The 24,992-nt window shown below is 53.6% G+C and carries 27 protein-coding genes; 5 read left to right on the top strand and 22 right to left on the bottom strand.

Going from position 1 to position 24,992, the window contains the following annotated elements:
- The 5 genes from EDC56_RS12425 to EDC56_RS12405 form a co-directional block, all read right to left on the bottom strand.
- Complete coding sequence (locus EDC56_RS12425; RefSeq protein WP_123712816.1) at positions 1-1,020, bottom strand: ABC transporter ATP-binding protein; 1,020 nt, start codon at positions 1,018-1,020, stop codon at positions 1-3.
- Positions 1,017-1,805, bottom strand: coding sequence for an ABC transporter permease (locus EDC56_RS12420; protein WP_123712815.1), 789 nt, complete (start codon positions 1,803-1,805; stop codon positions 1,017-1,019). The genes EDC56_RS12425 and EDC56_RS12420 overlap by 4 nt, the downstream gene beginning before the upstream one ends.
- Positions 1,792-2,670, bottom strand: coding sequence for an ABC transporter permease (locus EDC56_RS12415; protein WP_123712814.1), 879 nt, complete (start codon positions 2,668-2,670; stop codon positions 1,792-1,794). Before EDC56_RS12415 ends, EDC56_RS12420 begins: the two co-directional genes overlap by 14 nt.
- A complete protein-coding gene (locus tag EDC56_RS12410) occupies positions 2,667-3,407 on the bottom strand; it encodes an alkaline phosphatase family protein (protein ID WP_245980699.1) in 741 nt (246 codons plus the stop codon). The genes EDC56_RS12415 and EDC56_RS12410 overlap by 4 nt, the downstream gene beginning before the upstream one ends.
- Positions 3,408-3,516: 109 nt before the next feature.
- On the bottom strand, positions 3,517-4,584 hold the full coding sequence (locus tag EDC56_RS12405) for an ABC transporter substrate-binding protein (protein ID WP_123712812.1): 1,068 nt from the start codon (positions 4,582-4,584) through the stop codon (positions 3,517-3,519).
- Between the two features lie 211 nt (positions 4,585-4,795).
- Here EDC56_RS12405 and EDC56_RS12400 point away from each other — a divergent pair, with 211 nt between their 5' ends.
- Complete coding sequence (locus EDC56_RS12400) at positions 4,796-5,524, top strand: UTRA domain-containing protein (protein ID WP_123712811.1); 729 nt, start codon at positions 4,796-4,798, stop codon at positions 5,522-5,524.
- A gap of 162 nt (positions 5,525-5,686) precedes the next feature.
- Complete coding sequence (locus EDC56_RS12395) at positions 5,687-6,076, top strand: MerC domain-containing protein (protein WP_123712810.1); 390 nt, start codon at positions 5,687-5,689, stop codon at positions 6,074-6,076.
- 180 nt (positions 6,077-6,256) lie between these two features.
- Here EDC56_RS12395 and EDC56_RS12390 read toward each other — a convergent pair whose 3' ends face one another.
- From EDC56_RS12390 to EDC56_RS12380, 3 genes are all read right to left on the bottom strand, one after another.
- Entirely contained in the window at positions 6,257-7,660 is a 1,404-nt protein-coding gene (locus EDC56_RS12390) for a BspA family leucine-rich repeat surface protein (RefSeq protein ID WP_123712809.1), read from the bottom strand.
- Between the two features lie 163 nt (positions 7,661-7,823).
- Positions 7,824-8,258, bottom strand: a complete 435-nt coding sequence (locus EDC56_RS12385) for a GNAT family N-acetyltransferase (protein WP_123712808.1) — start codon at positions 8,256-8,258, stop codon at positions 7,824-7,826.
- Positions 8,259-8,433: 175 nt separating this feature from the next.
- Positions 8,434-9,009, bottom strand: coding sequence for an HD domain-containing protein (locus EDC56_RS12380; protein ID WP_123712807.1), 576 nt, complete (start codon positions 9,007-9,009; stop codon positions 8,434-8,436).
- Positions 9,010-9,263: 254 nt separating this feature from the next.
- On the opposite strand from EDC56_RS12380, the gene EDC56_RS12375 reads away from it, so the two are divergent.
- Entirely contained in the window at positions 9,264-10,931 is a 1,668-nt protein-coding gene (locus tag EDC56_RS12375) for a PAN domain-containing protein (RefSeq protein WP_162844178.1), read from the top strand.
- A gap of 127 nt (positions 10,932-11,058) precedes the next feature.
- Here the strand turns inward: EDC56_RS12375 and EDC56_RS12370 are convergent, their stop codons facing one another.
- The 8 genes from EDC56_RS12370 to EDC56_RS12335 form a co-directional block, all read right to left on the bottom strand.
- Positions 11,059-11,946: a LysR family transcriptional regulator gene (locus tag EDC56_RS12370; protein ID WP_148059404.1), complete on the bottom strand. Its 888-nt coding sequence runs from the start codon at positions 11,944-11,946 to the stop codon at positions 11,059-11,061.
- A 271-nt stretch (positions 11,947-12,217) separates the two neighbouring features.
- The gene (locus EDC56_RS12365; RefSeq protein ID WP_123712804.1) at positions 12,218-13,345 is read right to left on the bottom strand and encodes a phosphonoacetaldehyde reductase; all 1,128 of its coding nucleotides are present in this window, start codon (positions 13,343-13,345) and stop codon (positions 12,218-12,220) included.
- A gap of 70 nt (positions 13,346-13,415) precedes the next feature.
- Positions 13,416-14,216, bottom strand: a complete 801-nt coding sequence (gene phnE, locus EDC56_RS12360) for a phosphonate ABC transporter, permease protein PhnE (protein WP_123712913.1) — start codon at positions 14,214-14,216, stop codon at positions 13,416-13,418.
- Positions 14,209-15,051, bottom strand: coding sequence for a phosphonate ABC transporter ATP-binding protein (gene phnC, locus EDC56_RS12355; protein WP_123712803.1), 843 nt, complete (start codon positions 15,049-15,051; stop codon positions 14,209-14,211). The genes phnE and phnC overlap by 8 nt, the downstream gene beginning before the upstream one ends.
- A 35-nt stretch (positions 15,052-15,086) precedes the next feature.
- Positions 15,087-15,935 (bottom strand): phosphonate ABC transporter substrate-binding protein, encoded by an 849-nt coding sequence (gene phnD, locus EDC56_RS12350; RefSeq protein ID WP_123712802.1) that lies wholly within the window; start codon positions 15,933-15,935, stop codon positions 15,087-15,089.
- A gap of 148 nt (positions 15,936-16,083) precedes the next feature.
- A complete protein-coding gene (locus EDC56_RS12345) occupies positions 16,084-17,196 on the bottom strand; it encodes an OprO/OprP family phosphate-selective porin (RefSeq protein ID WP_123712801.1) in 1,113 nt (370 codons plus the stop codon).
- Positions 17,197-17,835: 639 nt separating this feature from the next.
- Positions 17,836-18,504 (bottom strand): DUF3313 family protein, encoded by a 669-nt coding sequence (locus EDC56_RS12340; RefSeq protein ID WP_123712800.1) that lies wholly within the window; start codon positions 18,502-18,504, stop codon positions 17,836-17,838.
- A gap of 84 nt (positions 18,505-18,588) precedes the next feature.
- A complete protein-coding gene (locus tag EDC56_RS12335; RefSeq protein ID WP_123712799.1) occupies positions 18,589-19,086 on the bottom strand; it encodes a DUF3592 domain-containing protein in 498 nt (165 codons plus the stop codon).
- A 169-nt stretch (positions 19,087-19,255) separates the two neighbouring features.
- Between EDC56_RS12335 and EDC56_RS12330 the strand changes: the two genes are divergently transcribed.
- Both EDC56_RS12330 and EDC56_RS12325 read left to right on the top strand, forming a co-directional pair.
- A complete protein-coding gene (locus tag EDC56_RS12330) occupies positions 19,256-19,720 on the top strand; it encodes a hypothetical protein (protein ID WP_123712798.1) in 465 nt (154 codons plus the stop codon).
- Positions 19,720-20,136: a hypothetical protein gene (locus EDC56_RS12325; protein WP_123712797.1), complete on the top strand. Its 417-nt coding sequence runs from the start codon at positions 19,720-19,722 to the stop codon at positions 20,134-20,136. Before EDC56_RS12330 ends, EDC56_RS12325 begins: the two co-directional genes overlap by 1 nt.
- A gap of 130 nt (positions 20,137-20,266) precedes the next feature.
- On the opposite strand, the gene EDC56_RS12320 is transcribed toward EDC56_RS12325, so the two are convergent.
- From EDC56_RS12320 to EDC56_RS12295, 6 genes are all read right to left on the bottom strand, one after another.
- Complete coding sequence (locus EDC56_RS12320) at positions 20,267-20,842, bottom strand: GNAT family N-acetyltransferase (RefSeq protein ID WP_123712796.1); 576 nt, start codon at positions 20,840-20,842, stop codon at positions 20,267-20,269.
- 97 nt (positions 20,843-20,939) lie between these two features.
- On the bottom strand, positions 20,940-21,446 hold the full coding sequence (locus EDC56_RS12315; protein ID WP_123712795.1) for a hypothetical protein: 507 nt from the start codon (positions 21,444-21,446) through the stop codon (positions 20,940-20,942).
- Between the two features lie 263 nt (positions 21,447-21,709).
- Positions 21,710-22,189 (bottom strand): GNAT family N-acetyltransferase, encoded by a 480-nt coding sequence (locus EDC56_RS12310; protein WP_123712794.1) that lies wholly within the window; start codon positions 22,187-22,189, stop codon positions 21,710-21,712.
- A gap of 55 nt (positions 22,190-22,244) precedes the next feature.
- The gene (locus EDC56_RS12305) at positions 22,245-23,123 is read right to left on the bottom strand and encodes a TraB/GumN family protein (protein ID WP_162844177.1); all 879 of its coding nucleotides are present in this window, start codon (positions 23,121-23,123) and stop codon (positions 22,245-22,247) included.
- Between the two features lie 158 nt (positions 23,124-23,281).
- Positions 23,282-23,896, bottom strand: coding sequence for a LysE family translocator (locus EDC56_RS12300; RefSeq protein WP_123712792.1), 615 nt, complete (start codon positions 23,894-23,896; stop codon positions 23,282-23,284).
- 84 nt (positions 23,897-23,980) lie between these two features.
- Complete coding sequence (locus EDC56_RS12295) at positions 23,981-24,907, bottom strand: LysR family transcriptional regulator (RefSeq protein ID WP_123712791.1); 927 nt, start codon at positions 24,905-24,907, stop codon at positions 23,981-23,983.
- Positions 24,908-24,992 lie beyond the last annotated feature (85 nt).

The following is a 24,992-nucleotide window of genomic DNA, read 5'->3' as shown; positions in this document are numbered from 1 at the left end:
TTAGGCTCGCACGGGCTGAATTTCGTTAAGATTAAACAGCAGTTCAAGCTGACTGCCGTTGGCGACGAGGCGCTCAGAGGAGCGGTTTAATAGGTCGACGGTAAGCTCGCAGTCGTCGACGTCAACCTGGTAGCGAATGACGTTGCCGAGCAGCTGGTGATTTTTTATGGTGCCGATTTGCGGCGCCGAGATGTGGCTGCCGTAGTGGCGGCCCTGTTCTTTGACGTAGATAGATTCGGGGCGGATCGCCACTTTCGATTCGCTGTCGATATTAAATAATTGCTTGGCCTTGTCGGCGTCGACCAGGTTGTAATGGCCCATAAAGCCGGCGACAAATTCGTTGGCCGGGTGGGTGTAAATTTCTTCCGGCGTCCCCGCTTGCACGATCTCGCCTTTGTTCATTAGGAAGATGCGATCGGACATGATCATCGCCTCTTCTTGATCGTGGGTGACGAAGATGGTGGTCAGGTTCATCTCTTTCTGGATATCGCGAATCTGCTGGCGCAGGTGTTTACGAATTTTGGCATCCAGCGCCGACAGCGGTTCGTCGAGCAGTAGAATGCGCGGCTTGACGACGAGGGCGCGGGCCAGTGCCACGCGCTGACGCTGACCGCCAGAGAGTTGGTGTGGGTAGTGTTTTTCTTTGCCGGTGAGGTCGACCAGCTCGATCACTTTGGCGACCTCGCGCTCGACGACATCGGCGCTGAGTTTTTTCATTTTTAAGCCAAAGGCGATATTGCCCTGCACAGTCATGTTCGGAAACAGCGCGTAGGACTGAAACACCATGCCAATGCCGCGCTGTTGCGGCGATAGGTGGGTGATGTCTTCACCGTCGACCTTGATGATGCCGCCGTCGACCGGGTTGAGGCCGGCGAGACTGCGTAGCAGCGTCGACTTACCGCAGCCGCTGGGGCCTAGCAGGGTGATGAATTCGCCCTGTTCGATGCTGAAGGCGACGTCTTCAAAGACAGTATTGTCGCCAAAGCGTTTGGTTAGGTGTTGGGCAGTTACATAGCTCATGATTCGGCTCCCCGGCTGAAGCGACTGGCCAGCCAAGTTAATAAGAAAATAAACAGGAAGTAGGTCATTACCAGCGCAGAGGTGAAGTGGCCGCTGGTCTGACGGGTGTTGTAGAGATAGATTTGCAGGGTTTCGTAGCGGGTGCCGACTAAGATGTTGGCAAACACGAACTCACCGAGCAGGAACGAGAAGGAGAGGAACAGCGATGACATCAGTCCCTTCTTCAGGTTCGGTAAGATGATTCGCAAAAAGGCCTGGCTGGTGCTGGCACCGAGCAGGTGAGCGGCGTCCATCAGGTCGTGCAGGTTGATGGCGGCAAAGCTATTGGAGATGGCCCGGTACATAAACGGCAGGGCGATGGTGAAGTAGGTGCCGATCAGAATCCAGGGGGTACCGACCAGGGCGATGTCGCTGTCGGCATACAGCTGTAGCAGGCCGACCGAGGACACTACCGGTGGCACGGCAAACGGCAGCAGGATCATAATGTTCATCACTTTATCGAGTTTCGGAAAGTAATAAAACACCACAAAGATCGCCGGTAGAATTAACACCACGCTCAGCGCCAACGAGGCGATACAGACAAACAGCGAGCGACCAAAGGCTTGCAAGAAGCGGGGGTCGGTAAGCAGCTGTTGGTACCAGTCTAAGGTGAAACCATCGGGTAGAATGGTCGCGCCCCAGCTGGAGGCAAACGAGTAGAGCAGGGTGGCGAGGATGGGAATAAGCATCACGCCGACGATGCTGTAGACAACGGCTTTGTGGTAGCGGCTATTACTGTTTTGCATGGGCTTTCTTTCCTGCGTAGCTCTTGCTGATCAGCCATTGATTAATCGCGGTGATAAACGCCAGGATGGCCATTAACACGACGGAGATCGCAGCGGCGAGGTTGGGCTCTAGGAACATGTCGCCGGAGACCAGGCTGGCGATGCGCACGGTGATGACGTTGTAATTGCCGGCGGTCAGTGCGTAGACACTGGCATAGGCACCGATTGCGTTGGCGATCAAGATGATGAAGGTACCGAGCAGGGCGGGCGATAAGACCGGCAGGGCGACTTTGCCCCAGTACTGTCGGTTGCTGGCGCCGAGCAGTGCGGCGGCGGCTTGCCAGTCGTCACTGAGGGCGTCGAAGGCGGGGTAGAGTAGCAGCACCGCCAGTGGAATTTGGAAGTAGATGTAAATCGTTAGCAGTCCCCACTTGCCGTAGAGGTCGAAGTCACCGAGCAAGCCGTACTGCTTGAGGAGCAAGGTGATGGCGCCGTTGGTGCCGAGGATGATGATAAAGGCAAAGGCCAGGGGCACGCCGGCGAAGTTGCTGCTCATGTTGGTGAAGGCGATGACGCCGTCGCGAATCTTGGAATCGATACGGCGCAGCGAGGCGACCAACAGGGTGGCAATGGCCAGGCCGATGATGCTCGACCACACGGCCAACCACAGGCTGTTGCTAAAGCCCTGCATCATGAAGGCCGAGTCGAGTACCTCGAGATAGTTGTCGAGGGCGAACTCACCGTCGTAGATAAAGCTGTTAATCAGCACCCAGCCCATGGGCGCGAGCTGAAACAGGGCGAAGAATAGCACCAGTGGTGCGAGCCAGAGCGCCGGCTTGAGATGCTGAAGGCCGCTTTTTTGCGCGGTGGCTGGGCGGCTGATCATGCGAGCAATTCCTGTGTATACGCTTTGTCGTGTTCGAGGCCGAGCAACTGACAGACGGTGCCGCAGATATCGGTCTGCTTGACCGCAGCGGGGCGGTGGCTGAAGGCGTCGCCGAGGACAAACATCGGCACTTCACGCTCTTCTTGCAGAATGCCGCCGTGGGACTGGTCGTTGTTCATGCCGTGGTCGCTGGTGACGATGACTTGGTAACCGTCCGCTAGCCACTGAGGAATGTAGTTAGAGAGGATGATGTCGGCGACACGGGCGCTGTTGCGGTACTGGCGCGAGTCTAGGCCGTGTTTGTGGCCGGCGTCATCGATGTTCATGGGGTGAATCAGTAGGAAGTCGGGCTGGTGGCGACGGCGCAGTTGCTCGGCATCCAGAAACAGTGCTTCGTCGGGGTAGTGATCCCAGTGGTAGAAACAGCCGTGTTGAATATTGAGGCTTTTATCGTCGGTAAAGCGGTCTCTAACAGCGTCGTAGGGTGCGCGGTTATAGAGTTCGCTCATCCAGTGGTAGGCCGCTGCGGCGGTGACTTTGCCCTGCGCTGTGGCCAGGCTGAAGATGGAGTCGTGGTGCGAGAGGCGCACGATATGGTTGTTGACGATGCCGCTGTCGACCGGGCGGACGCCGGTGATAATGCACTCGTAGAGCGGGCGTGACATCGAAGGCAGTTCGCACTGTAAAGGGTAAAGCGTGAGGCGTTGCTGCTCTAGTAGACCGTTGAGGTAGCCCATGCAATCGCGGGCTACCTGGTAGTTCAGTCCATCTAGAACAACAAGGATGACCTTGTTGCTCATGATTGTTTCTCGCTTATTGCTAAATGAGAGGAAGGATTGGCAGTGCTTATTGCTGATGAATCAGCACGTTTTCCTGCCACTGACGCGGTAGCTTGCGTGCTGACTTTTCCCAGGCGGCGAAGTCTTTTACCGGGTGCACGTTGCTGTATTGCTCGTTTGGTAGCAGCTTGTCTTGAATGGCCTTCGGCAGGGTTACGTCGCTGCGAATTGGGCGTGCGTAGCCTTCGGCGAGGTTAATCTGGCCCTGGTCGCTGAAGATGTATTCACGGGCGAGCTTGGCGGCGTTGGGGTGCTTGGCGAACTTGTTGATGATGGTGGTGTAACCAGAGATCACTGAGCCATCCTGTGGGATGCTAACGGTGAAGCGATCGTGGTCGATCTGGTCGCGGTAGTTCAGCGCGTTGAAGTCCCACATGATTGCTACTTCAATCTCGCCTTTCTCGAGGTTGGCGATGCTGGGGTTGGTGTAAGAGAGGCGGCCCTGCTTGGCCAGCTCGGCGAAGAACTTGATCGCTGGCTTGAGGTTTGATTCGTCACCACCATTGGCGAAGGCGGCAGCTAATACGGCGTTGTTTGCCTGCGAGGCGACACCGACATCACCGACGGTGACCTTGTAGTCGCCCTTGAGCAGATCGCCCCAGGTCTTCGGTGGGTTTTTCACTAGGTTGTTGTTGGAGATGAAAGAGACACTGCCGGTGTAGGCCAGTGCCCAGTGACCGTCTTTGTCCTTCGCCCAATCGGGGATGGCGCTCCAGTTGCTGGGCTTGTAAGGCTGAGTGACGCCCTTCTTTACCGCGACACGGGCAAAGGCGAAACCCACATCGCCGATGTCGGCGGTGGCGTTCTTCTTCTCAGCGGCGAACTTGGCAATTTCCTGAGCCGAGCTCATGTCGGTGTCCTGGTGCTTGATGGCGTATTTTGTGCTCAGGTCAGCCCAGGTGTCTTTCCAGTTAGCCCAGCTATCGGGCATGCCGACACTGTAAACGGCGCCTTCTTTTTGCGCGGCACTGACCAACGCGTCGTGTGCGCTGTCGTTGGCCATGCTGGGGGCTGAGAGCGATACCGCCAGCAGCGTCGCTGATACGGCGGTTGAAAGTTTTAGCAAAGTCTTCATTCTCTACATCCTTCTGGACTAGGTCAGTACGTTTGACGTCTATGCTATTGTCGAAATGTGACACTGTGACTGAGCTTTTATGACAGTTTTGCTGTGTTTGTGTGACGGTTTTATGTCATCGGTACAATATCTGTGCATTTCATCCCTGTCATAATCCTGTGATCTCAATGTTCTATGGTGTGGGCCAACTATCTTTTGGACTAGGCCAGCAATGAGAGCACCCGCGACAGGACAGCTAGCGACACAGCTAGGAAAAATTAAAAACAGCCTGAGAGAGCAGGTTCACGCGGGCATCATGACTGAGGGGCAGAAGCTGCCTTCGGAGAGAGAGCTGAGCGAGCTGTTTAGCACCACCCGAATCACCATTAAAGACGCGCTGGTGTCGCTGGAGACCGAAGGGCTGATCTATCGCGAGGAGCGGCGAGGCTGGTATGTATCGCCGCAGCGGATTTTCTACAACCCACTATCGCGATCACACTTCCACCAGATGATTTGCCAGCAGCACCGTGTGGCCGCCACTAAATTAATCGACGTGCGCAGCGAGATTGCCACGGGCGAGTACGCCAAGGTGCTCGAGATCGTGCAGATGACGCCGGTCCATATTATTGAGCGGCTGCGTTATATCGATGGCCGAGCCGTGTTGCTGGTCGAGAATGTACTGAAGGCGTCGCTGTTCGAAGGCATCTTATCGGAGAACCTAACGAATTCGCTGACGGGGATCTACCGACAGAAATACGGTTATGAAACCCAGCGCTCGCGCTTCGATGTGCAGCCCACCTCGGCGCCGGCCCATGTCGCGAAGGCATTAAATTTGGCCGAGGGACAGCCGGTGCTGAAAATTTGCCGGGTGAATTACAAGCAAGATGGCGAGCTGATGGATGGTGAGCTGGAGTATTGGCGGCCAGACGCGGTGACCATTCGCATCGATAGCGAGGGCTGAAAGTGACGCAGCCTGATTTAGGGTGAGGCGGCTGCCAGTCTTAGCGCTGGTGGCAACAGCAGTGGTTGCGCAGCCTTAATGCAATGTTATAATGTATCAAAATAACGTGGCGCGAGTGAACGCTCCGCTCTAAAACGACTTGTTACGAGTAATAATAACATCATGAAAACCTTTGAAAATGTATTTGATAAGGCGGCTATCGGGCTGTCTTTTCTCTGCGTCGCGCACTGCCTGCTGTTACCCATTGCGTTATCCATCTTCCCGCTGCTGTTTTTAATGCCGCTGCAGGATGAGCTGTTCCACAAACTGTTGGTGTTGGCGGTGCTGCCGATCAGCGTCATCGGTTTAACACTGGGCTGTAAGAAGCATAAGCGTTGGCAGGTACTGGCGTGGGGAGCGACGGGGCTCACCATCATCATGTTGACCGCGCTGTTTGGCCACGACCTGGTCGGCGAGTTGGGCGAGAAGGTCTTTACCCTGATTGGCTCACTGGTGATTGCCTGGGGCCATGTGCAAAACTTCCGCAGCTGTCGCAGCCACGATTGTCATTGAGTTGATTATCGGTTGAACATATTAGCCTGCCCCAGCTTATAGGGGCGGGTGTTTGATAAGGTAATCAATGTCTTCACGTGGGTATCAGCGCCGCCTTTTGGCGGCGCTTTTTGTTGCTTTTTAACTAACCAATAGTGAGAGCTTGATACGCTTAGTTAGTAAAGCTTAGTTAGTTAAAGCTTAGTTACTAAAGTTTGGTTGGTATTCGCTTTTTAGGTGATTGGCAAACCGCGTGTGTATTGTCACGTTGCTTACCTCCCAGCCAGAAAGGTCTTGGTCGAAATCTAGGGCGTCGTAAAACATGCTCGACATGTTTTTAACGCTGGATACATCCCAGCTAGAAATATCGTGGTTGAAGCTTTCTGCGCCGTCAAACATAGCGAGCATGTTCGTCACCTTGCTGACCTCCCAGCCGGAGATATCTTGATTAAAGCTTTCTGCGTGGTTAAACATGTAGGCCATGCTTGTCACCTGTGACACATCCCAACCAGAGATGTCAGCGTTGAACGTCGCGCTGTTATAGCCATGGGAGGCATCGTCAGCTCTTCGGAACAAAGAGTCCATGTGAGTGACGCAGGCGGTATTAAACGTTACTAAACCTTGCTGTAACAAGCCGAGGGCAATGGTGTCTTTGATTGTCTCATTGTTGAGAACAAGCACTGTCCCCGGGTTATTGAGGGCAAACTGGTACATCTCTTCGTCTATTTTCGTCATCGGCTCGCCGTTACATACAAGCGGAGCTGGGACGGCGACGGCTTCAACAGCGATATCGCAGCGCTCGAAGATGGGCCCTGTTTGGTACTCACCAGTATCGATTAAAGAGACATCACAAGTGCTGCCACTCACCTCGGTAATCTTATAATTGCTATTTGGCGTTATCGTAAAGGTCGCTACCTTGCCGTTATCGATATAGGTAATACTAGGGTCGACTTGAACGTTGTCGCCCTCGACCGTGACAGGCCATGCTAGCTGTTGTTCGGAAGTGAACGCTGCGTAAATTGCGCAATGCTGTTCTATCGCGTCTGTTGTATAGCGACCATCAAAAGCGGCTGCGGTGATATGACAGGGGTAGGCGCTGATGGACTGAACACGGTAGTTATCGTCAGGGGTTAATGTGAAACTCGCTCGTGTGCCAATCTCAGCATAGCTGATAACGGGGGTGGCGGTTCCATGCTCACTGGCATGTACTGTGATGCTCTTTAATAACAGTTCGGGTGCCGTGATTGGCGTAAATTCGACATCGATGGTGCAATCTTTATCGAGTGCATCGGTATGGTAGTGTGTGGCAACAGTGCCGTCTGTGACGGTGTCTTGAATCAGGCTGCAATTATCCCCGCTGACGGTTTTAATACGGTAATTATGTTCAGGGGTAATGGTGGTTGTGAACTGCTTGCCATCGTCTACCCATGCGTCTCTCGGGGAGGCATCACCGCCGCCGTTATCCGTTACCTCGACCCAGTGCTTTAGGTGCGAGGGATCAGGTGAGCCATTATCGTCGGAGCTATTGTGATCTGAATCGTGGCTACATCCAGAGACAAGCGCAGCCGTCAGAACGATCGGTAACATAAGCGAGGAAGGCTTCATAGGCTAGGTGTCCGCATGGTCATTCAATTCGTGTTGACTGATGCTACAGTATGTTTATTGCTTCGACTATAGGTAGATGTTATCGATGATATGTAATCCCACTTACTAAGGTAGTTTGGTATACAGCGACATTACTGGAATGATTGGTTGTGTATGGTGGTGTTCATTCTGCAAGCTGTCGATAAACGTTCGGCTGCCATACCTGCATCAGCATCTCTGGGTTTTCTATTGGTTCGAAGCCAAACTGCTGATACAGGCCGTGGGCGTCTCGGGTGGCGAGCATGATTCGCCTGAGCCCCTGTAGGTCTGGATGGCCCATGATGGCCTTCAGCAATAACTTACTCAGCCCCTTTTTCTGATGTTGCTCATCGACAAAGACGTCGGCGAGGTAGGCAAACGTCGCGCGGTCGGTGATCAGCCGGGCAAAGCCCACCTGCTGGCCAGCAGCATCGAAGATGGCAAAACACAGCGAGTTATCCAGCGCCTTAAACATCGTCGTCTGACTGATGCCCTTCGCCCAGTAACTGTCGGCGATGACCTGGTGAATATAGTGCCAATCCATCGCCTCTTTATCGCAGCTAATCCTGTACTGACTCATTAAGCCTCCTTGTTTTTGTTAGCCGTCGGTAAGCTATATTATTTTAAAACCCTGTCTGGCATCGCTATCGGTGCGGCACAGCTCTAGTGATAGTACTGGTGATAGTACTGGTGATAGTACTGGTGATCGTTCTGGTGACAGTGCCGATGATAGGGGCGGTGATCGAGCGAGCGCGCTACTTGAGCAGGCCGTCCTCGACGGCACCGTCGAGTTGTTTTTTCAGCACCGCCCACAGTGCCTGGCTGCCGTCGCCGATACGGCTGTTGAGGTCAAACACCTTCTCTTTGGGGACTTGATGGTCTCGCCAGCTGTGACCGTCGCCGTGCAAGTTGTGCAGTAACGGTGGTACGCGATCGATGGCCTTGGCGAATTTGGCGTCGGCCGATTCACCGAGTTCGAACTCACGCCACAGTGCCAGGTAGTGGTCGGTATCGCCGGGCAAGATGGCGAGCAGACGTTTGAGTCCGGTCTCCTCTTCTTCTTTTAGCTCGGGGGTCTCACTGGCGTAGATGATAGTGTCGCCAGCGTCGATCTCGCCGAGGTCGTGAATCAGTAGCATCCTGATCACCCGGTCGATATCGACAGGCTGGTCGGCGTAGTCTTTCAGCATCAGCGCCGAGAGGCAGACATGCCAACTGTGTTCGGCAGAGTTCTCATAGCGCTGTAAACCGACTGGCCTTGTCTTCCTCTGCACTGCTTTGAGTTTCTCAATTTCGACGATAAAGGCTAGGACACTCTCGATAGATTTCAATGCATTCTCCTGAGGGCGCGATAAGCGTTGTATGTAAGGTTATGTTGGCCATCGCGTAGCGGTTGAATTTTAGCATTAAACCATCGCGCTACCAATCTGCCGCACTGAGTGTTTGTTAGCAGAATAGTAACGTGTTGGCTTAGCTTTTCGCTAATGGGGCAAGCCATCGTTTTGAAAAATGAAATCTGGTGCGATCAAAGTGTCATAAAAAAACGTTCCAATGTGGCTTTAGCCAATCATTGTGGATGAATAGAATGAATAAAAACGTGTTTAACGCACTGGCGGTAGCGCTCGTCTTGCCGGCAACCGCCTTGGCGGCAGCTGTGGATAACTTTACCCTGACCGCGGATGCGGCAATCGCCGGGTATAACAATGAACGCTTAACGTCCGTGAGCGTCGACGATTGTGCCAATGCCTGTCTCGACGGTTTGCGTTCAACTTGGTGTGTGTCGTTTGACTACCATAAGGATAGCCAACAGTGCGACTTAAGCGATAAGCGTGCGGCCGATGTGGGCGGCTTAAAGCGTGATTATAGCGATAATCCCTACGACCATTATTCACTCGACTCTGAGGCGCTGAAAAAATTCCAGCGCAGCGAAAACTCGGCCATCTCAGGCTTTAATATGGAGCACCTGAACGATGTTACCGAGGGGGACTGTGCCGACCAATGTGACGACGATTCACGGCCGTGGTGTGTGTCGTTTGATTACTATAAAGACACCCAGGAGTGTGACCTCAGTAGTCAGCGTGCCGATGATGTTGGCGGCCTGGTGAGTAGCTCACGCTACGATCATTACAGCCGTCGCTTGAACAGCTTGGAGCATTTTGCGCAGACGGAAGACGCAGCCATTGCCGGTTTTAATGTCGAGCAGCTTATCGATGTCAGCCCCGACGAGTGTGCCGAGGCCTGCTTAGCCTTGACGCGGGCCTATTGGTGTCAGTCGTTTGACTACAATAAAAATGACGGCGTCTGTGATTTGAGTGATCAAACCGCAGAGAGCGTCGGCGGCCTGAAACGAGACTACCCTGGCAGCCCTTACGACCATTACGCTCGCGTCACACCACGACCGGTAGAGAGTCCCATTCCCGGTAATAAACATATTTTGCTGATCGGCTTTGATGGTTTGCGCGGTGATAGCATTCAGTGTGACAACTGTGCCGATACACCGAACTTTGATGCCCTGATTGCCGGCGGCGCCTTTCACGACAATGTCGTTGCCGGGGGCAAGCAGAGTACCTACAGTGGGCCAGGCTGGAGCAGTGTCTTCACCGGCTACTGGGCGGATCAGCACGGCGTCACCTCAAACAGCACCAACTTAACTCTGCAGAAGCCACACGTTTTTGACTTGATTAAGCAAAGCTACCCTACCGCAACAGTTGGCGTGGCCGCGGATTGGCTCAACTTAACCACTAACCTAAGGCCGAAACAGGCGGATTATGTGGTGAAAACGGCGACTAAAAAATCGCAGCAGACGACTGACGAAGTCATTCAGTGGTTGAGCTGGCAGCATGCGCCGACGGCAATATTCTACTATCTGCACAATACCGATATTCATACCAGCAGCTACGATCCGGAAAATAGCACCTACCAGACGGCGATTGAAAGTGAAGATGCGCAAATGGGCCAGGTATTAACGGCGCTGAAAAATCGCCCTAACTACGCCAATGAAGACTGGTTGATCGTCGTCACCTCCGATCACGGCGGGCTGGGTAAGGGGCATGGTGGCCAGAGTGCAGAGGAGCGAAACACGTTTATTGTTCTCAATAACCGTTACGGTAAGACGGCAGACGCTTCCTATTGCCAAGGCGACCTTAGCGACCAGCCGTTACAACAGGTGGATGGGGCGGCCGCACATATTCTCGATTTCTTAGCGATTGATGCCCCCATCGAGGGTCACAAACATCCTGCCTGCGGTAACTAACGGCGACCATTAACGGCCGCCATTCACCGTGGCGGCATCCGTTCCGTGGTCATTCGTTTTGGGGTGACTCGTGCTGTCAGTTATTCGTGCGTCGTTATCAGTGCTGCCGTTATTAACGCAGCCGTGATCAGTTTTGACGGCAGTGATCGACGACGTTGATGAGGGCGCGAATCAAGGGGGTGGAGACGCGTTCGTTAGGTACCACCAAAGTGCTCTTGGCGGTGAGTTCGATATCGGAAAAATCGATCAGACGGATATTGTCGTGGGGCACGTGTTCGTAGTTGGCGACGACAGAAATCCCCAAACCCTGTGCGACAGCCTCACGGATGGATTCTCGACTACCGAGCTCATAGAGCCTGTTAGGGATTACCTGGCGGTCACGCAGGGCAGTCTCGAAGAGACTTCGCGTGAGTGAACCGTCCTCTCGGCTGAGATAGGCGGCACCGTCAAAGTCGTCGATCGACAGTGTCTCCTTGACCGCCAGCGGATGCGATTTGGGTACCATGGCAACCAGACTGTATTCGTAAAAGAAGAAAGCCTGCTGACCGGGCACACTCTGCTCCTGAACCAGGAACGCGGCATCGACCTCGCCCATCGACAATAGGTTTTGCACCTGCTCCGATGAGGAGAAGGATACCTTGACCTTGATGTTGGGGTAGAGCTGATTAAATTCCTTGATCAATAAGGAGACCCGATAGGGGCTGACCGCCGCTAAAGAGATCTCGCCTGCCTGCATGCTGCTGCGGGCGAGCAGAGTATACTCGGCATCTTTCAGGTGGTTTAAGGCGCCTTGAAAAGAAGGTAATAACTCCAGCCCAAGCTCGGTTAAACGATTATTTTCTCGCTGACGAATAAACAACTTGGTATTAAACACTTCCTCAATGGTGGCGATCTGGTTCACCAGCGAGGGTTGTGAAATAAGCAGCTTTTCTGCAGCCAGTTTAAAGCTGCGATACTTTGCCAGTGCACAAAAAGAACGCATCTGAGGCAGGGAGATTGTTTTTTTATTTAACAATTATTGGCTCCATGGTCGACATAGTGACGTCAGTCTATGATGACAAACTTATGTTTAGTTTTTATGAATAGAGGGAGGCTAAGAGGGCTTATATTCAGCGATAAGCCGCCTCGCCGCATGAAAATCGTGATCGACTTTTGCGGCGGGAGGTTATTGTAGCGATGTATGTTAAACGGCTATCGAAGCTGTTAATTAGGCTGTTAATTAAGCAGCTAATGAAGCTGTTAATAAAACGTGGCAACAGTGATAACCGAGACCGTTTTGCTCAAACTTAAAGGCATTGTGCACTGTCAGTTTGCTGGTAGATAAAATCGAAGTGGCTTTTCAGTTGTGCGCTGTCGCCGGAATAATTTTTCCCGCGCTCACCGGCGATGGCGTTGTCGACCAGTGCCTGCCACTCATCTTGGCGATAGCCGTAGCTCGAGGGTAGGGTCGAGATGCCGAGTTGCTGCAGCATATTTTCTAACTGTTCTGCCGCTTCTTCACAGGGCAGCAGAAAGGCTTTCTCGATAGACAGACGAATGAAGGGGTCATCGACGTTGGCCCGTAGCAGCGTCGGCAGGGTGAAGCTACAGGCGAGACCGTGTGCCAAGCCCTTCTCCAGGGTCACGGCATAGGAGATGCTGTGGGCGATAGAGGTCTTGGTATTAGAAAAGGCCAGCCCGGCTAACATGGATGCTTGCTGCACCCTCTCACGCGCTTCTTGGTTGTTGATATCGTTGGCTAGTCTCGGCAGGTAGCAGATCAGCTCGCGAATCGCCTCCTCGGCGTAGAGACGGCTGAGTGGGTTTCTGTGCACATTCCACAGGCTCTCCATGGCGTGCGAAAGGGCGTCCAGGCCAGAGCTAACGGTGACGGTCAGTGGCAGGGTGTGGGTGAGGCGCGGCTCTAAGATGGCCGCTACGGGGTACAGAGAGGCATCCGATAGCGAATATTTCTTATCGTTTTCGGGGTCCCAGACTGTCGCCCAGCAGGTGACTTCGCTGCCGGTGCCGGCGGTGGTCGGTATGCAGATAAACTCGATGGCTTGATCAATGCTGCCGCTGCCGCGAATAAAATTATACACCTTGTCGAAGTCGCCGCCGCCGGCACAGAGCACTTTACAGCTGTCGATCGCCGAGCCGCCGCCCAGCGCAATCATCATCTGCGGCTTGTGTTCGAGGCTGGCGATTTCGTCACACAGCTGGCGCAGGTTATTTACGCTGGGGTTTTCCTCGACGCCGTCGACGATGTGCAGGGGCGGTCTGCCGATGATCTCTGTGAGCTCATCGCAGAGGCTGGAAAAATAGGCGGATCGATAAGTGACAATGCCGTAGCTGTTGTTGCCAAGCAGTTTTTTTAGGGCCGACAAGGCCCCGTCCCCCGCGTGTATCGACACGGGGTTAGAGTAGCTCCACATAGTATTTACCTGAGAATTTAACGCTTACATTTAGAGGTTTTTTGTTTTTTCGCCGATGGCTATCGTTGCGCTACTTGATCATGCTTCTTAGCTTAGAGGATAAAATATCAGCACCAAACACTAGGCAGAGTATGACTAAGACACAGGCGGCGGTGTTCTCGTATTCAAACAACTTCATCGTCGTCATCAGTTCGAAACCAATGCCGCCGGCACCGACCATACCTAAGATAGTCGAGATGCGAATGTTGGCCTCGAGGCGGTAGAGGATGGTGCCAATCCACATCGGCATCACCTGCGGTAAAATGGCGAAGAGGATGATCTTTGGCTTTGAACAGCTCGCAGCCTCCATTGCCTCGACGGCACCGCGGTCGATATCTTCTATCGCCTCGGCGAAGAATTTACCGACCATACCCGCGCCGTGTACTGCCAGTGCTAACACGCCTGCGAAGGGGCCGAGGCCAACTGCGGCGACAAAGATCAACGCTAAAATAATCTCGTTGATGCCGCGCGACAGGTTCAAAACCTGTCTCGATAAATGGTAGGTGGCAGGGTTGGGGGAGAGGTTTTTCGCCGCCAAGAAACTCAGTGGCACTGCCATGATGATGGAAAAAAAGGTGCCTAACAGGGCAATTTGCACTGTCTGAATCGCCGGCTGCCAGAGTCTGTCGGCAATATAGTTGAGGTTGGGTGGCAGCATGCGGCCGACGAAGTCGGCGATCCAGGGCAGGCCGTCGAGCAGGGCTGACCAGCTACTCTGGGTGCCGGCGACAATCCACAGGTAGAGTGCGATGCAGCTGGCGAGAGCCGGAAGCATTACCCACCAACCGAGGGGGCCGTTAGGTGGCGAGAGGATTAATTGATATTTACGCATACAGACCTCCACTGCGAGCTGAATTTTCAGCTTCGGCTTCGTTTTTATTGTTGATAGCTTTCGACATTCTCAGTACCAATTTTGAGACGTTGTCATCGCGCAGCCCTGGATAAATGGCTTCGATCACCTCGGGCGTCAAGTTCTGTGGCAGGTCGTCAAACACCAGCTTGCCGTCGGAGAGGCCGATGATACGGGTCGCGTACTCCATCGCGTAGTCGATCTGGTGCAGGTTACAGAGCACGGCGATGTTGCGCTTTTGGCTCACCTCTCGCAAGTAGGAGAGGGTTTCCCGTGAGGATTTAGGGTCGAGGCTGGCGACCGGTTCGTCGGCGAGAATCAGCTCCGGCTCTTGGGCGAGGGCTCGGGCGATACCTACCCGCTGTTTTTGACCACCGCTTAAGCTGTCGGCGCGCGCCAGCGTCTTCTCCTCCAGCCCCACCTGTTTAATTGCCAAGCGGCAGGCCTCGACGTCGGCGCTGGGGAAAAGCTGTAGCAGGCAGGCCCAGAATGGCACTCTGGCCATGCGTCCGGTCAGCACATTTTTAATCACGCTTAAACGCTCGATCAAGTTGTGGTGTTGGAACACCATAGCGACACGCTGCCTCAGCTGCCTTTGCGCCCGGCGGTTTTTGCCGCTGCAGTCTTCCCCGTTGATCAAAATCGCGCCGCCAGAGGGCAGGGTGAGGTGATTGATACAGCGTAGCAAGGTGGACTTGCCGGCACCAGAAGGGCCCAATACCACGACAAATTCACCGGCCTCGACCTTAAAGCTAATGTCGCGTAAAACCGGTTGCTCCGCGTGGTAACTCTTGCATAGATTTTTAACTTCAATCATCTTTTTTACCTATATTTTTTTAGCAATAGCAGCGATTATTTACGGGCGATCTTGCCAGCGTTGCGTACCACGTCATAGGCTTTATCGTTGGTTTCAATGTAGCGATTGATGGCACCTTGGTCGCCGAATTTAACGTTTTCCATGCTGAGGAAGGCGGCTTTTATTTTTGCTTTTAGAGGGGCGGGTAGATCTTTGCGCCAGGCCATCGGTGACTCGGGGATAGCGTCAGAACGCCAGATCACTTTGTAGTCGTCCTTGCTAATAAGGCCTTTTTCTAGCGCGGCATCGAGGATTCGGTCGGCGACGGTGACCGCATCGACACGGTGGTTTTTCAGCGCCAAAATATTGGCGTCGTGGGCGCCGGTATAGACGACGTTGGCAAAGTCTCTGGTCGGTTCAATGCCGTGTTCTTTCAGTCCGACCATCGGGAATACGTAACCGGAGGTTGAGGTGGGGCTGACAAAGGCGAAGCTGTGCCCTTTTAAGTCATCGAGAGAATTGATCGCTGAATCTTTCTGCGCGATGATCTGGCTGTGGTAGGCCACGCTGCCTTTCTTTTTTGTTTCGGCAACGGCAAACGCTTCAACATTGGCAATGTCTACCGCTTTGACGTAGGAGAAGGGGCCGAGATAGGCAACATCGACATGTTTGGCACGTAGCGCCTCGATGACACCGTTATAATCGGTAGCGACAAAAGCCTCGACTTCAATGCCGAGTTTTTTCTCTAACTCATTCATCAAGGCTTCAGAGGCTTTGATCATGGCGCGTGAGTCTTCGGCGGGAATTAAGGCTATCTTTAGCGTTTCGGCGGCGACTGACAGTTGTGCGCCGAGGGTAAGAGTGGCGACCAACAGGCCGCCGGCAATCGATTTTATAAGCTTCATTGTAGATTCCACAGTTGTTATGTTTGTTCCCTGGCTTGCGTCAGGTTGATGGTTGCAGATTACGTCACCAACATGACACAACAATGAAGCAGGGCTCGCCCGGCGATAAATTAACTTAGGCTTAAGCTAATTTCGTCGCCGCTAGCTATTAAAAGGCGAACTGGAAGCGGCCACGTAACTCGTTACCCGCGAAGCGTGTGCCGCCGCTTTCGGCGTTATCGGCCTCGCCATCCATGTAGCTGAGACCGAGTCGAGTATTCTTGGTGGCGTAGTAATTCAGGCCGACGGTGTACTGCTTGCCGTTGTAGCGCTGTTCGCTCTCGAGACCGATATCCGAGTACTTGCCGTCGCCGTCTTCATAACGTGCGACCAACTCCCAGGCACCGAGGGGGCCCTTCGGCTTTACACGGCTAAATACGCCGTTTTTGTAGGGGCGAGACTCACCGGTGATGATCCAGCCTGCCTGTAGATAGTAGCCATCGTAGTCTTGCGAGCCGATCTCGCTGGCAAAGTACTCGCTCTGCAGGTGCAGCGGTCCGAAAGCAGCGCCGAACTCAAGGCCATAGCTATCAACCTCGTCGGCGGACTCCTCGGCATCACGGCTGCTGAAGCTGGCACCAACATGCAGCAGGGCCTGCTCGGTGTGCAGGGCAGCGAAGGTGACGCGGCCGGTCAGTGCGGTGTGCTCGACGTCGTTGCTGCCATCGCCATCGGACTCAAACAGGCCGACGCCGTAGGTCCAGTTGCTGCCCTTGCCGTGTAGCTGTACACCGGCGGCGCGGCTGGGGGCATAGAACTCGGTTAGCGCGCTGCGCTCTAGCGCCGAGATGTCTTTAGAGCTGGTGGTTGATTCCAGACCAAAGGGCTCGCTCTGCTTACCGACTTTAATGTTGGCAGCCGAGCCGAAACCGCTGTAGTTGATGTACAGGTCTTCGGCGCTGCCGCCCTTGGCGCCATCGCTCTCGGCGACGTTGAACTGGGCTTTATAGCCCCAGTCGTTGACATGCCCTTTGACGTAGATGCGCGCGCGGCGAACATCGAAATCGTCGGTTTTTTTCTCGTTGTCTTTCGATTCGGTGGCGTCGTAATCCCACTGCAAGCGTCCGCCGATGGCGAAAGACTTGCTGTTGTCGGCAGTTTTAACCGAGAGATTGCCCTTGGTGTTAATGATGAGATCGTCACCGGCGCTGCTGACTGTGCCCGCGGTGGCTTCATTGATTGCTAACAGTAAAATCGTTGTTGCGAATAAAGGCTGTTTCATTATTGTCACTCCGTCTATTTATGCCATCTGCACTCATTTGAGTGGCGGCAAGTGTGGCGGCTGCTTGTGACAGGGGAGTTAACGCTAGTCAATTGCTGGCTAGTGTTGATTAGCGGGTTGTGAACTGACTATTCGGCGATGAACGAGTAGGCATTATTGTCGTTTTTTATTTTATCTTTTCGTGTTTTTATTTTTTTGGTCGTAGCGAGTTGCGGTGCAATAGCGCTTAGGGTGTTATGGAATGGTAGCGGTAAAAACTGTGCAGCAAAGGTTTTTCAGCAGGGAATTATGCAGTGAAGATGGTGTGGGAAGATTGTGTAGTGAGGGCTGTGTAGTGAGAGCTGTGTAGTGAGAATAGCGCCGTGAAGCAACTGCAGTAAAAAGGTGGGAGGTAGGACTTTGGAATACCTACATTGACGGGTCAGTTCCAATCCCGTCAAACCTTGCCCCGCCATGTCGGCGATGTCTAAACTTAACGTCACCGCAAGTCTAGTCGGCACAACCCGTGACAAGCCAGATTATGGTCACTGAAAAACCATTGTTCTCTGCACTCCCTGCCTCCAGCCGTCGCCGGAGACGGCAGTAGTTTAACACAGCTTGGCCTACGCTTAAATCAGCACGTGATAAGGGAGCGTTGCGCTAGGGCTTAGCCGCCGCTTGGTGGCGCAGTAGTGGCTGCTCGAAGTTGTTGGCGATCTCTTTAATCCACAGGTCGAGCTCTGGCTTGAGGGTCTCGAGGGTGACGGTCGAGGAGCTGGAATGGGTCTTGTCGCCCCGCAGGTTCATCACCACCTCGGCGACGGCCTGTTTGCTTTCGCTATCGGTGACCCTGATTTCGATGATCACTACCAGCTCGGCATCGGCGAGGCCGGTGGCGTTCTTGGTGGCGTCGATTAACAATCGGGCGGGGAGGATGTCCCAGGCGGAAAAGCCCTTCTGTACTAAGCCGATGTGGGTGATCGCCATCGACAGGGTGATGGTGTCGTCCGCATGGCTGTTACTGAGTAGCCCCTGCTGCTTGAACTCGCGCCACAGTTGCTCGGTGATATATTGGGCGGAATCATTGACCAGTGCTGGGTGCTTGGCGTTGTCGACCAAGTTGATCACTGGGTTGAGGATGATGTGGCGGTATTGTTTCTGCTGCAGCTGTGGATTGAGCCAGTAGAGCACGTTCTCTTTGCCCTGGAACTGCTCGAGGCGGCTGAAGTCATCGATAAAGCCGTCGTTGCTGTCGATCGGACGACCGGGCCCGGAGGCGCAGGCACTGAGTAAGCTAGACAGTAGCAGTATGGCAAGGAGTTTGTTCATAGGTCGCCCATTTGAGGAGGATCGTGCAGGGAGTGCGGGGGCGAGTGTAGCAAAGATTGGGCGACGCCGCTCAATAGCCGGAGTTTAACCGGGCAGCAGCGCCAACAGGGGCTGATGCAACAGCACGCCGATCGCGAGTGTGATGACTAGCAGCGAGGGTAGGTAGCTCGATTGCCGAAGGAAACATTGTTGTGGTTTATTGGGGTGGTAGTGCACGGGGTAGCTGGCGCCTTCGGTATAGAAACGCAGCAGCGAGACGTTGAATAAGTAGAGCGGTGCGGAATACATTCTGCGGCTGAATAACACCTGTTGGTCGACCTGATAGCGATAGAGTAGGTGAGGCAGATAGCCAGACTTGAAGGTGAATAACTTATTACTTACGGCCCTCTCTAGTTCACCCTCATCGTTGAAGCGCGGGTTCGAGGCCATAAATTGATCCAGTGGTAGTGGACTGATGCGACTAATAAGAATCTTAGCCTCGGTCGACGGCCAGCGCCTACGTAGAAAGACTTTTATCGCATTGCCAGTGCCGATCAAGAATAGCGTTAGGGCGATGATGTTGATAATTAGAGTAATATTCATAGGCTGAGAGTCTTTGGTGATTATTTTTTCTTGCCTTATATTCGATAGAAACCGTTTGTCTTGCAAGCTAAGAATACCCGTTATGTTTTAAATCTAATAATATACTTTGCGAGAAAATTTCGTCATCATGCGCCATATAAAAAAATAATGGCTAGTCAGGTGGTAGTTAATGATAAGAAAAGTGGCAGTGCTGTTGGCGTTGTTGGTGGCGACATCAGTCGCTGCGGAGCCTAAGAAGTTAGTAGTGGATAGTGATAACAAGCCTAAATCGTTAGATAAGTATATTTATAATGTGCATGGTGAGATTCCAGTGCAAGGGCTGACTCCGGCAGAGATAAGGCTGGCCATTCTCGAAGGTATGTTGACGACCAAAGGTTATGCCTGGCTCTACGAGGGAGAGGGGGACGGTTACATTCTCGCCCGTTTTGATTACCGGGGAGACACCAGCGTGATGCGAATAGAGTTCAACCAATCACTTATTCAATTAAAATATCACTCTGGTTGGGGGGATATGGCCTGTAAGAATAACGTTGAAGATATTTGTTATCGAAGTGGCAGAGACTATTATAATTACGTCAAAAACCTGCGGAGAAGTATCGACCGTCAAGTAAAAAAGCACTTAGGGAGTAAATAATGGCACGCTTTATTTTCATCTTTTTTCTATCTGCCTATAGTCTCCAGGTCTTCGCTTACGAGCAGAACGCCTATGCTAAACCGATACAGTATGCGGGTTTTGTTGACGATGTAAGCTCTCTGGTGACGAGGGTGACGAAGAATGGTTGGCAGATCAGCGAGCAAAAGTCTGGTCTTTACTCGGTTACGCTGAACTACAAGGGCTATGCAATAAACACGGCGATTACCGATGCAGGATCATCGCTGACGATCCAGCTTATTTCCGCCGATAGGCTCGACTGTAAAAAGTGCACCGTCGATGATGAGAAGGTGCAGGGCTGGTTATTACGAATGCGGAAGTTGATTGCGCGAGAGGTGACCGAGCAGGCGCGGGACGCTGCGAGGGAGGCTTTAAAGCCCGCAAGCGATCAGACCTAACGGTCAAAGTATGCCGCGCAATATGGTGGCGACTCCGGTCGTTAATTGGCAAGCACTCTGACGGTAATAAAAACCTTGGCAAGGAGGCCGCTGCCTCCCTAGTGTGGGCTCCACTATCGCTGGTACAGCCTCAGGCAGAGATGCCGACGCTGCGGGACCAGTCCCGAGCGTTTTTTCTCTCCGCCTTAACAGCCGCTCTGTAGCGCTGAGAGTTGAGTCCGGCCGGCGCCGTTGGGTAGACGTTCTTGCACTCCATCTGCAGCTTAATTACACGACAGGGGTAGCCGTTGTTGTCGCTGTCGAACTGGGTAACTTCTTGGAAGCCGAAGTGGTGGTAAAATTTGCGTGCCGTTACATTGCCGGCCAAGACGTAGGCAATGGGAATATGATCCATCGCGGCGAAGGCGTTGAGCAGTAGTTTGGCGCCGATTCTACTGCCGAAGGCTGTCGGGTCTACATACAGCCAGCTAACCTCGGCACCGCTGATGCCGACGAAGCCCATGACAACGTCATCGGCGACAGCGACCAGCTTCTGCGATTGCTGAAAATCACTGAGCCCGTCACGGTCATCGGCGAGGGTGATAAAGGCCTGGGCATCACAGGAGCCCTGTAGTTCGATCGGGCGTGCGAGATCATGAATCTCGCTGACACGGTCAAAATCGCCATCAACATATTGGCGTACAACAATTTTTTTAAACTTACTCACAATACCGGTACCTCTGTTATTTTTATCTATTTACGACAGTTTGGTTTTTTTTGTGCTTGTTTTGTTGTTGTTATTGTTATTGTTATTGTTGTTATGGTTATTGTTGTTTTCGTTGGAAGGTGTATAGCTTCTCAGAAGATAAGCTTCGATACACTAATTGATTGAATGTCGCCGTTAAAATTTGGTAAGCATTGTCGTTATCGGCGTCGCTGGGGTTGGCTTCGGTGAGGCTGCCGTGCTGGTTCTTTGCCCTATTCAGCGTGAAATAAATGCCCCCGGAGACGCCCCAGAAACCAAATTGCTGGCGTGTTTTCAGTAGGCGTTTATTGGCGTCATAGTCTTCGAGTGTTAGCACATAGCGGCCGTCACTGACTCTCTCGACGGTGACCTGTCGGAAGCCGCCCTGGTTGTTGGCGTGCTTGGCCACCCACTCACCGACAAAGCTTCTTCTTAATGACTCGTTGTCTGCGTGGGCTGTTAACTGTGTTGGCTGAGTCGGCTGGCTTGACTGCGCGGGCTGTGTGATCGGTTTCTCTATCTTGCCGATGGTGGCGCAGCCGCTAAAGGCTGTTAGCGAAAGTATCAGCAAAGCACGAACGTACATAATGAAACCCTTAATAATTAGTCGCTTGACTGTATCATCGCCCAGATAAAAGCTGCCTAGGCGTGTGCGACTCAGTTAAACGGCTATCTATCGCGCTGGCGTTACTGGTTGCCGGCGTATTCTGCCCGTTTTGGCGATGCTCTTGTGTGCGTCTCACCGCAGATTATAAAATTAACCGCGGAGTCTTGTCATCGCCAAGCTCATGGTCGGGACAGGTGACATGGGTCTCCCCCGCCTATTAAGGTGGCCCAGTTTCGACGCCGTTACTGCGTTAAATTTTTCTGCATATTGTGACTGACGGTCTGGTAACCGACGCTATGATACAGTGCCACGGCGGCCGCATTGTGGTTGAAGACATGTAGGCCGAGGCTGCTGGCACCCAGCTCGGTGACGAATTTTTCAATATTGGCCAGTGCCGATTTGGCGTAACCCCTACGACGATAGCTTGGGTTGATTTCGATATCATAGATAAAGGCGGAGGTTGAGTTAACGTTGTTCTCTAGCTTCACCCAGATGTGGCCGACGGGCTGTTGCTGTTCAGCGCTAACGAGGTGAAAAAAGTAGTTGTCCTCGGTGGCTAGCCCTGCGGGCAGCAGCTTGTCGTGTGCCTCCTTGGCGCGCTGCAAGGCCTCGGCCTCAGGCCAGCGGCCCGAGTCCACGTTCGCTTTGGCATAGCTACTAATCGCCGACTGAAAGTAGCGAGAGTAGTCCTCTTCGCTCATCGCTTGCAGGGATGTACTCATATGTTTTTATACTCGTAATTTTTAAAATTATAGATATTTCTTTTTTGATGGTACGTTAAAGCTGCTCTACCTGGAAGCCTTGGGCCTGCAGTTGCTTCAGTAGCCCTTCTTGACCGACTAGGTGCAGCGCGCCGACTAAGATTAAGGGTCTTTTACCATCACTGAGCAGTGTGGGAATTTGTCGCATCCAGGCATTGTTGCGCTCGGTGATCAGTGCGCGATAGATCTCCGGAAACTCGTTTTTCATCTGCGTGACAACGTGGTTGCTGGCCAGCGCTTCGAGGTCGCCGCTGCGCCAGCTGCTCTTCATCTGCTGAATAAACTCAGGCAAGCTTTTCAGGTCGCGAAGCGTGTAGTCGATCATTGTGTTGGGATCGATTTTGTCCATCGAGGAAAGGGCCTGCAGCTGTTGCTGCGGTGTCTCTAAGCTGGTCATGGTCTTATGGTCGGCTCGCGCCAGGCTACTGAAAGAGAAGTCGACGCCCTGGTTAGGCACCATGCCCAGGCGCTGATATTCCAGCATGGTGATGGCCAGCGATAGCCCCCAGGGACGAAACTTGGCGAAGCCGGCGAGGGGAAGTTTGCGCGCTGCCATGAAGTCGGTCAGTCGAGCATAGACCTCAGGGCTCAGCTCGCTGGCAAGCACGCGCTCATCGGTGTAGCTCATGGCCATCATCAGCTGCGCTTGGAAGGCGAGCTGTTGGGTGGCGGCGATGTCGGTTTCCATCACCAGCTTATCGGTATCCCGATACGCGCGGTAGAACTCCTTGGGCAGCGGGTGGTCGGCAGCTGTGAGCAGGTGGACGGTACCGCCAACATAAAAGTACTCCTGCCCCTTGCTGACCTTCCATACAGAAGACGCTGCCAGCGCGTTGTGTGCCCATAGGTTAAGGCTCATCAGTAGGCTGATAATGATAATCTTGCTTGTCTTCATCGCTGTTCCCTTGTCTCTTACTCGTCTAACGGCCAGGTTTTGTTTTGGCCTCGCGCGCGGTTTGATCATTTTTCGTGCGCTGTAAGTTAACACTAATTTTACGCGGCTTTAATGATCTCTCCGCGTTTTTGTCGACTCAGGAGGCGTGACGATGTGGCTCAGCTACTCCAGATCACGCGGCAGGCCAACAGGATCAGCACCACCCCGGAGAGCCGGTCGATCCACTGTGCCTGCTGTCGCAACCGCTGTAAGACGCCTGCTTGTGAGAGTAGACAGGCCACGAGGGTGTACCATAGGCCGTCGACCATGAACGGTGTGGCGACGACCATTGCACGGCTGGATAGGTCGCTGCCGGCGGCGACAAACTGACTGAACAGGGCGATGAAATAGAGGCCTAGCTTGGGGTTCAACAGTGAGATCATGATGCCGTCACGGGCAGCCTCTGCCAGCGAGGCGGCCTGTCCCGTCGCCAGTTTATCCGCGATACCGCCCTTTGAACGTAGGGCGTTCATGCCTAGATAGGCGAGGTAGGCAGCACCGGCATAGCTGATCAGCTTGAACAGTGTGGGGGACTGGTGTAGCAGCGTCGCCAAGCCCAAGATCACCAGTAGCGCATAGAGGCCGACGCCGCAGGCATGAGCCCAGGCGGTGGCGATGCCGTGCCAGCGTCCGCCGGTTAAGCTGTGCTTGGCCACCATCGCCAAGCTAGGGCCGGGCGACATCGCACCGAGCAGCGAAATCATTAACAAAGAAAGCCAAATACTCAAGGCCATAGCAGCATCTCCCGATTGATCAGGCTACGGTAGCAAGTCCATGGTATTTGTTGAAATCATATTAATTAATGATAGCTATGATTTTTAATCATCACCGGTGTCGCTCACCGAATACATCGAGTCGCGCATGATCGTCATCACCCGTTCGCGCAACCAGTGGTGGGCCGGGTCGTCCTGGTGGCGAGGGTGCCACTGCAGCCAGTACTGTTGTCGCGGCGTAGGGAGCGGCAGGTCGGTGCAGTGAATGGCGAAATACTGTCGCATATTGACCGCAATGTGGCGCGGGATGACCAGCAGCAGGTCGGTCTGGCAGACGGTGTTGAGTGCCGAGGTGAAGAATGGCACGGTGCATTGGATACGCCGCTGTTGGCCCTGCTGGGCCAAGTGCTCGGCGACAAACCCGTCCTTATCGCCACCACCGCTGACGGTGACATGGCCAAAGGCGAGAAACTGCTCGAGTGTTAGCTTGTCGGCTGTGGCCAGTGGGTGGCCTTGGCGCATGACACAAACCGGTTTATCCGAGCCGATTCTGGCACCACACAAGCCGTCGTGGATGGCGGGGGCGGTGGTCGACAGCAGGTCGATATCCGAGTCGCCGAGGCCAGTGAGAAAGTCGGGCGACCACAGCTTGAAGACTACATCGACATGGGGCGCTTGCTGCGAGAGGTGGCGGATAATATCCGGCAGGATGTAGTGTGCAACATAATCGGAGGAGGATAAGACGACCTGCCCCTGCCAGCTCGAGGGCGCAAATTGCAGCGGGGCAAACAGTTGCTCGCATTGCGTCATCAGCTCGCTGAGTTGCTCCTGCAGCTGCAGCGCGCGGGGCGTCGGGTATAGCTGGTTGCCCTGGCGTACCAGCAGTGCATCATCGAACAGCTCGCGCAATTGTGCGAGTTGGCGGCTCACCGCCGACTGGGTGAGGTGCAGCTGTGCTGCGGCCTTGCTGACATGGCACTCAACGAGCAGCACCTGCAGTGTCCGCAGTAGGTTTAAGTTGTGGCCAGGCATGGTGTCGACTAACTCCTGTGCGGCGAGGGTTTAATTCGCCTTCATTAAGGTGAGCGTGTTAGCGCTCATTATAGCGACGTTTATC

The sequence above is a fragment of the Sinobacterium caligoides genome, from assembly GCF_003752585.1.
In the GTDB taxonomy this organism is placed as follows: Bacteria; Pseudomonadota; Gammaproteobacteria; order Pseudomonadales; family Sinobacteriaceae; genus Sinobacterium; species Sinobacterium caligoides.
This window is presented reverse-complemented; position numbering and strand designations above follow the sequence as displayed.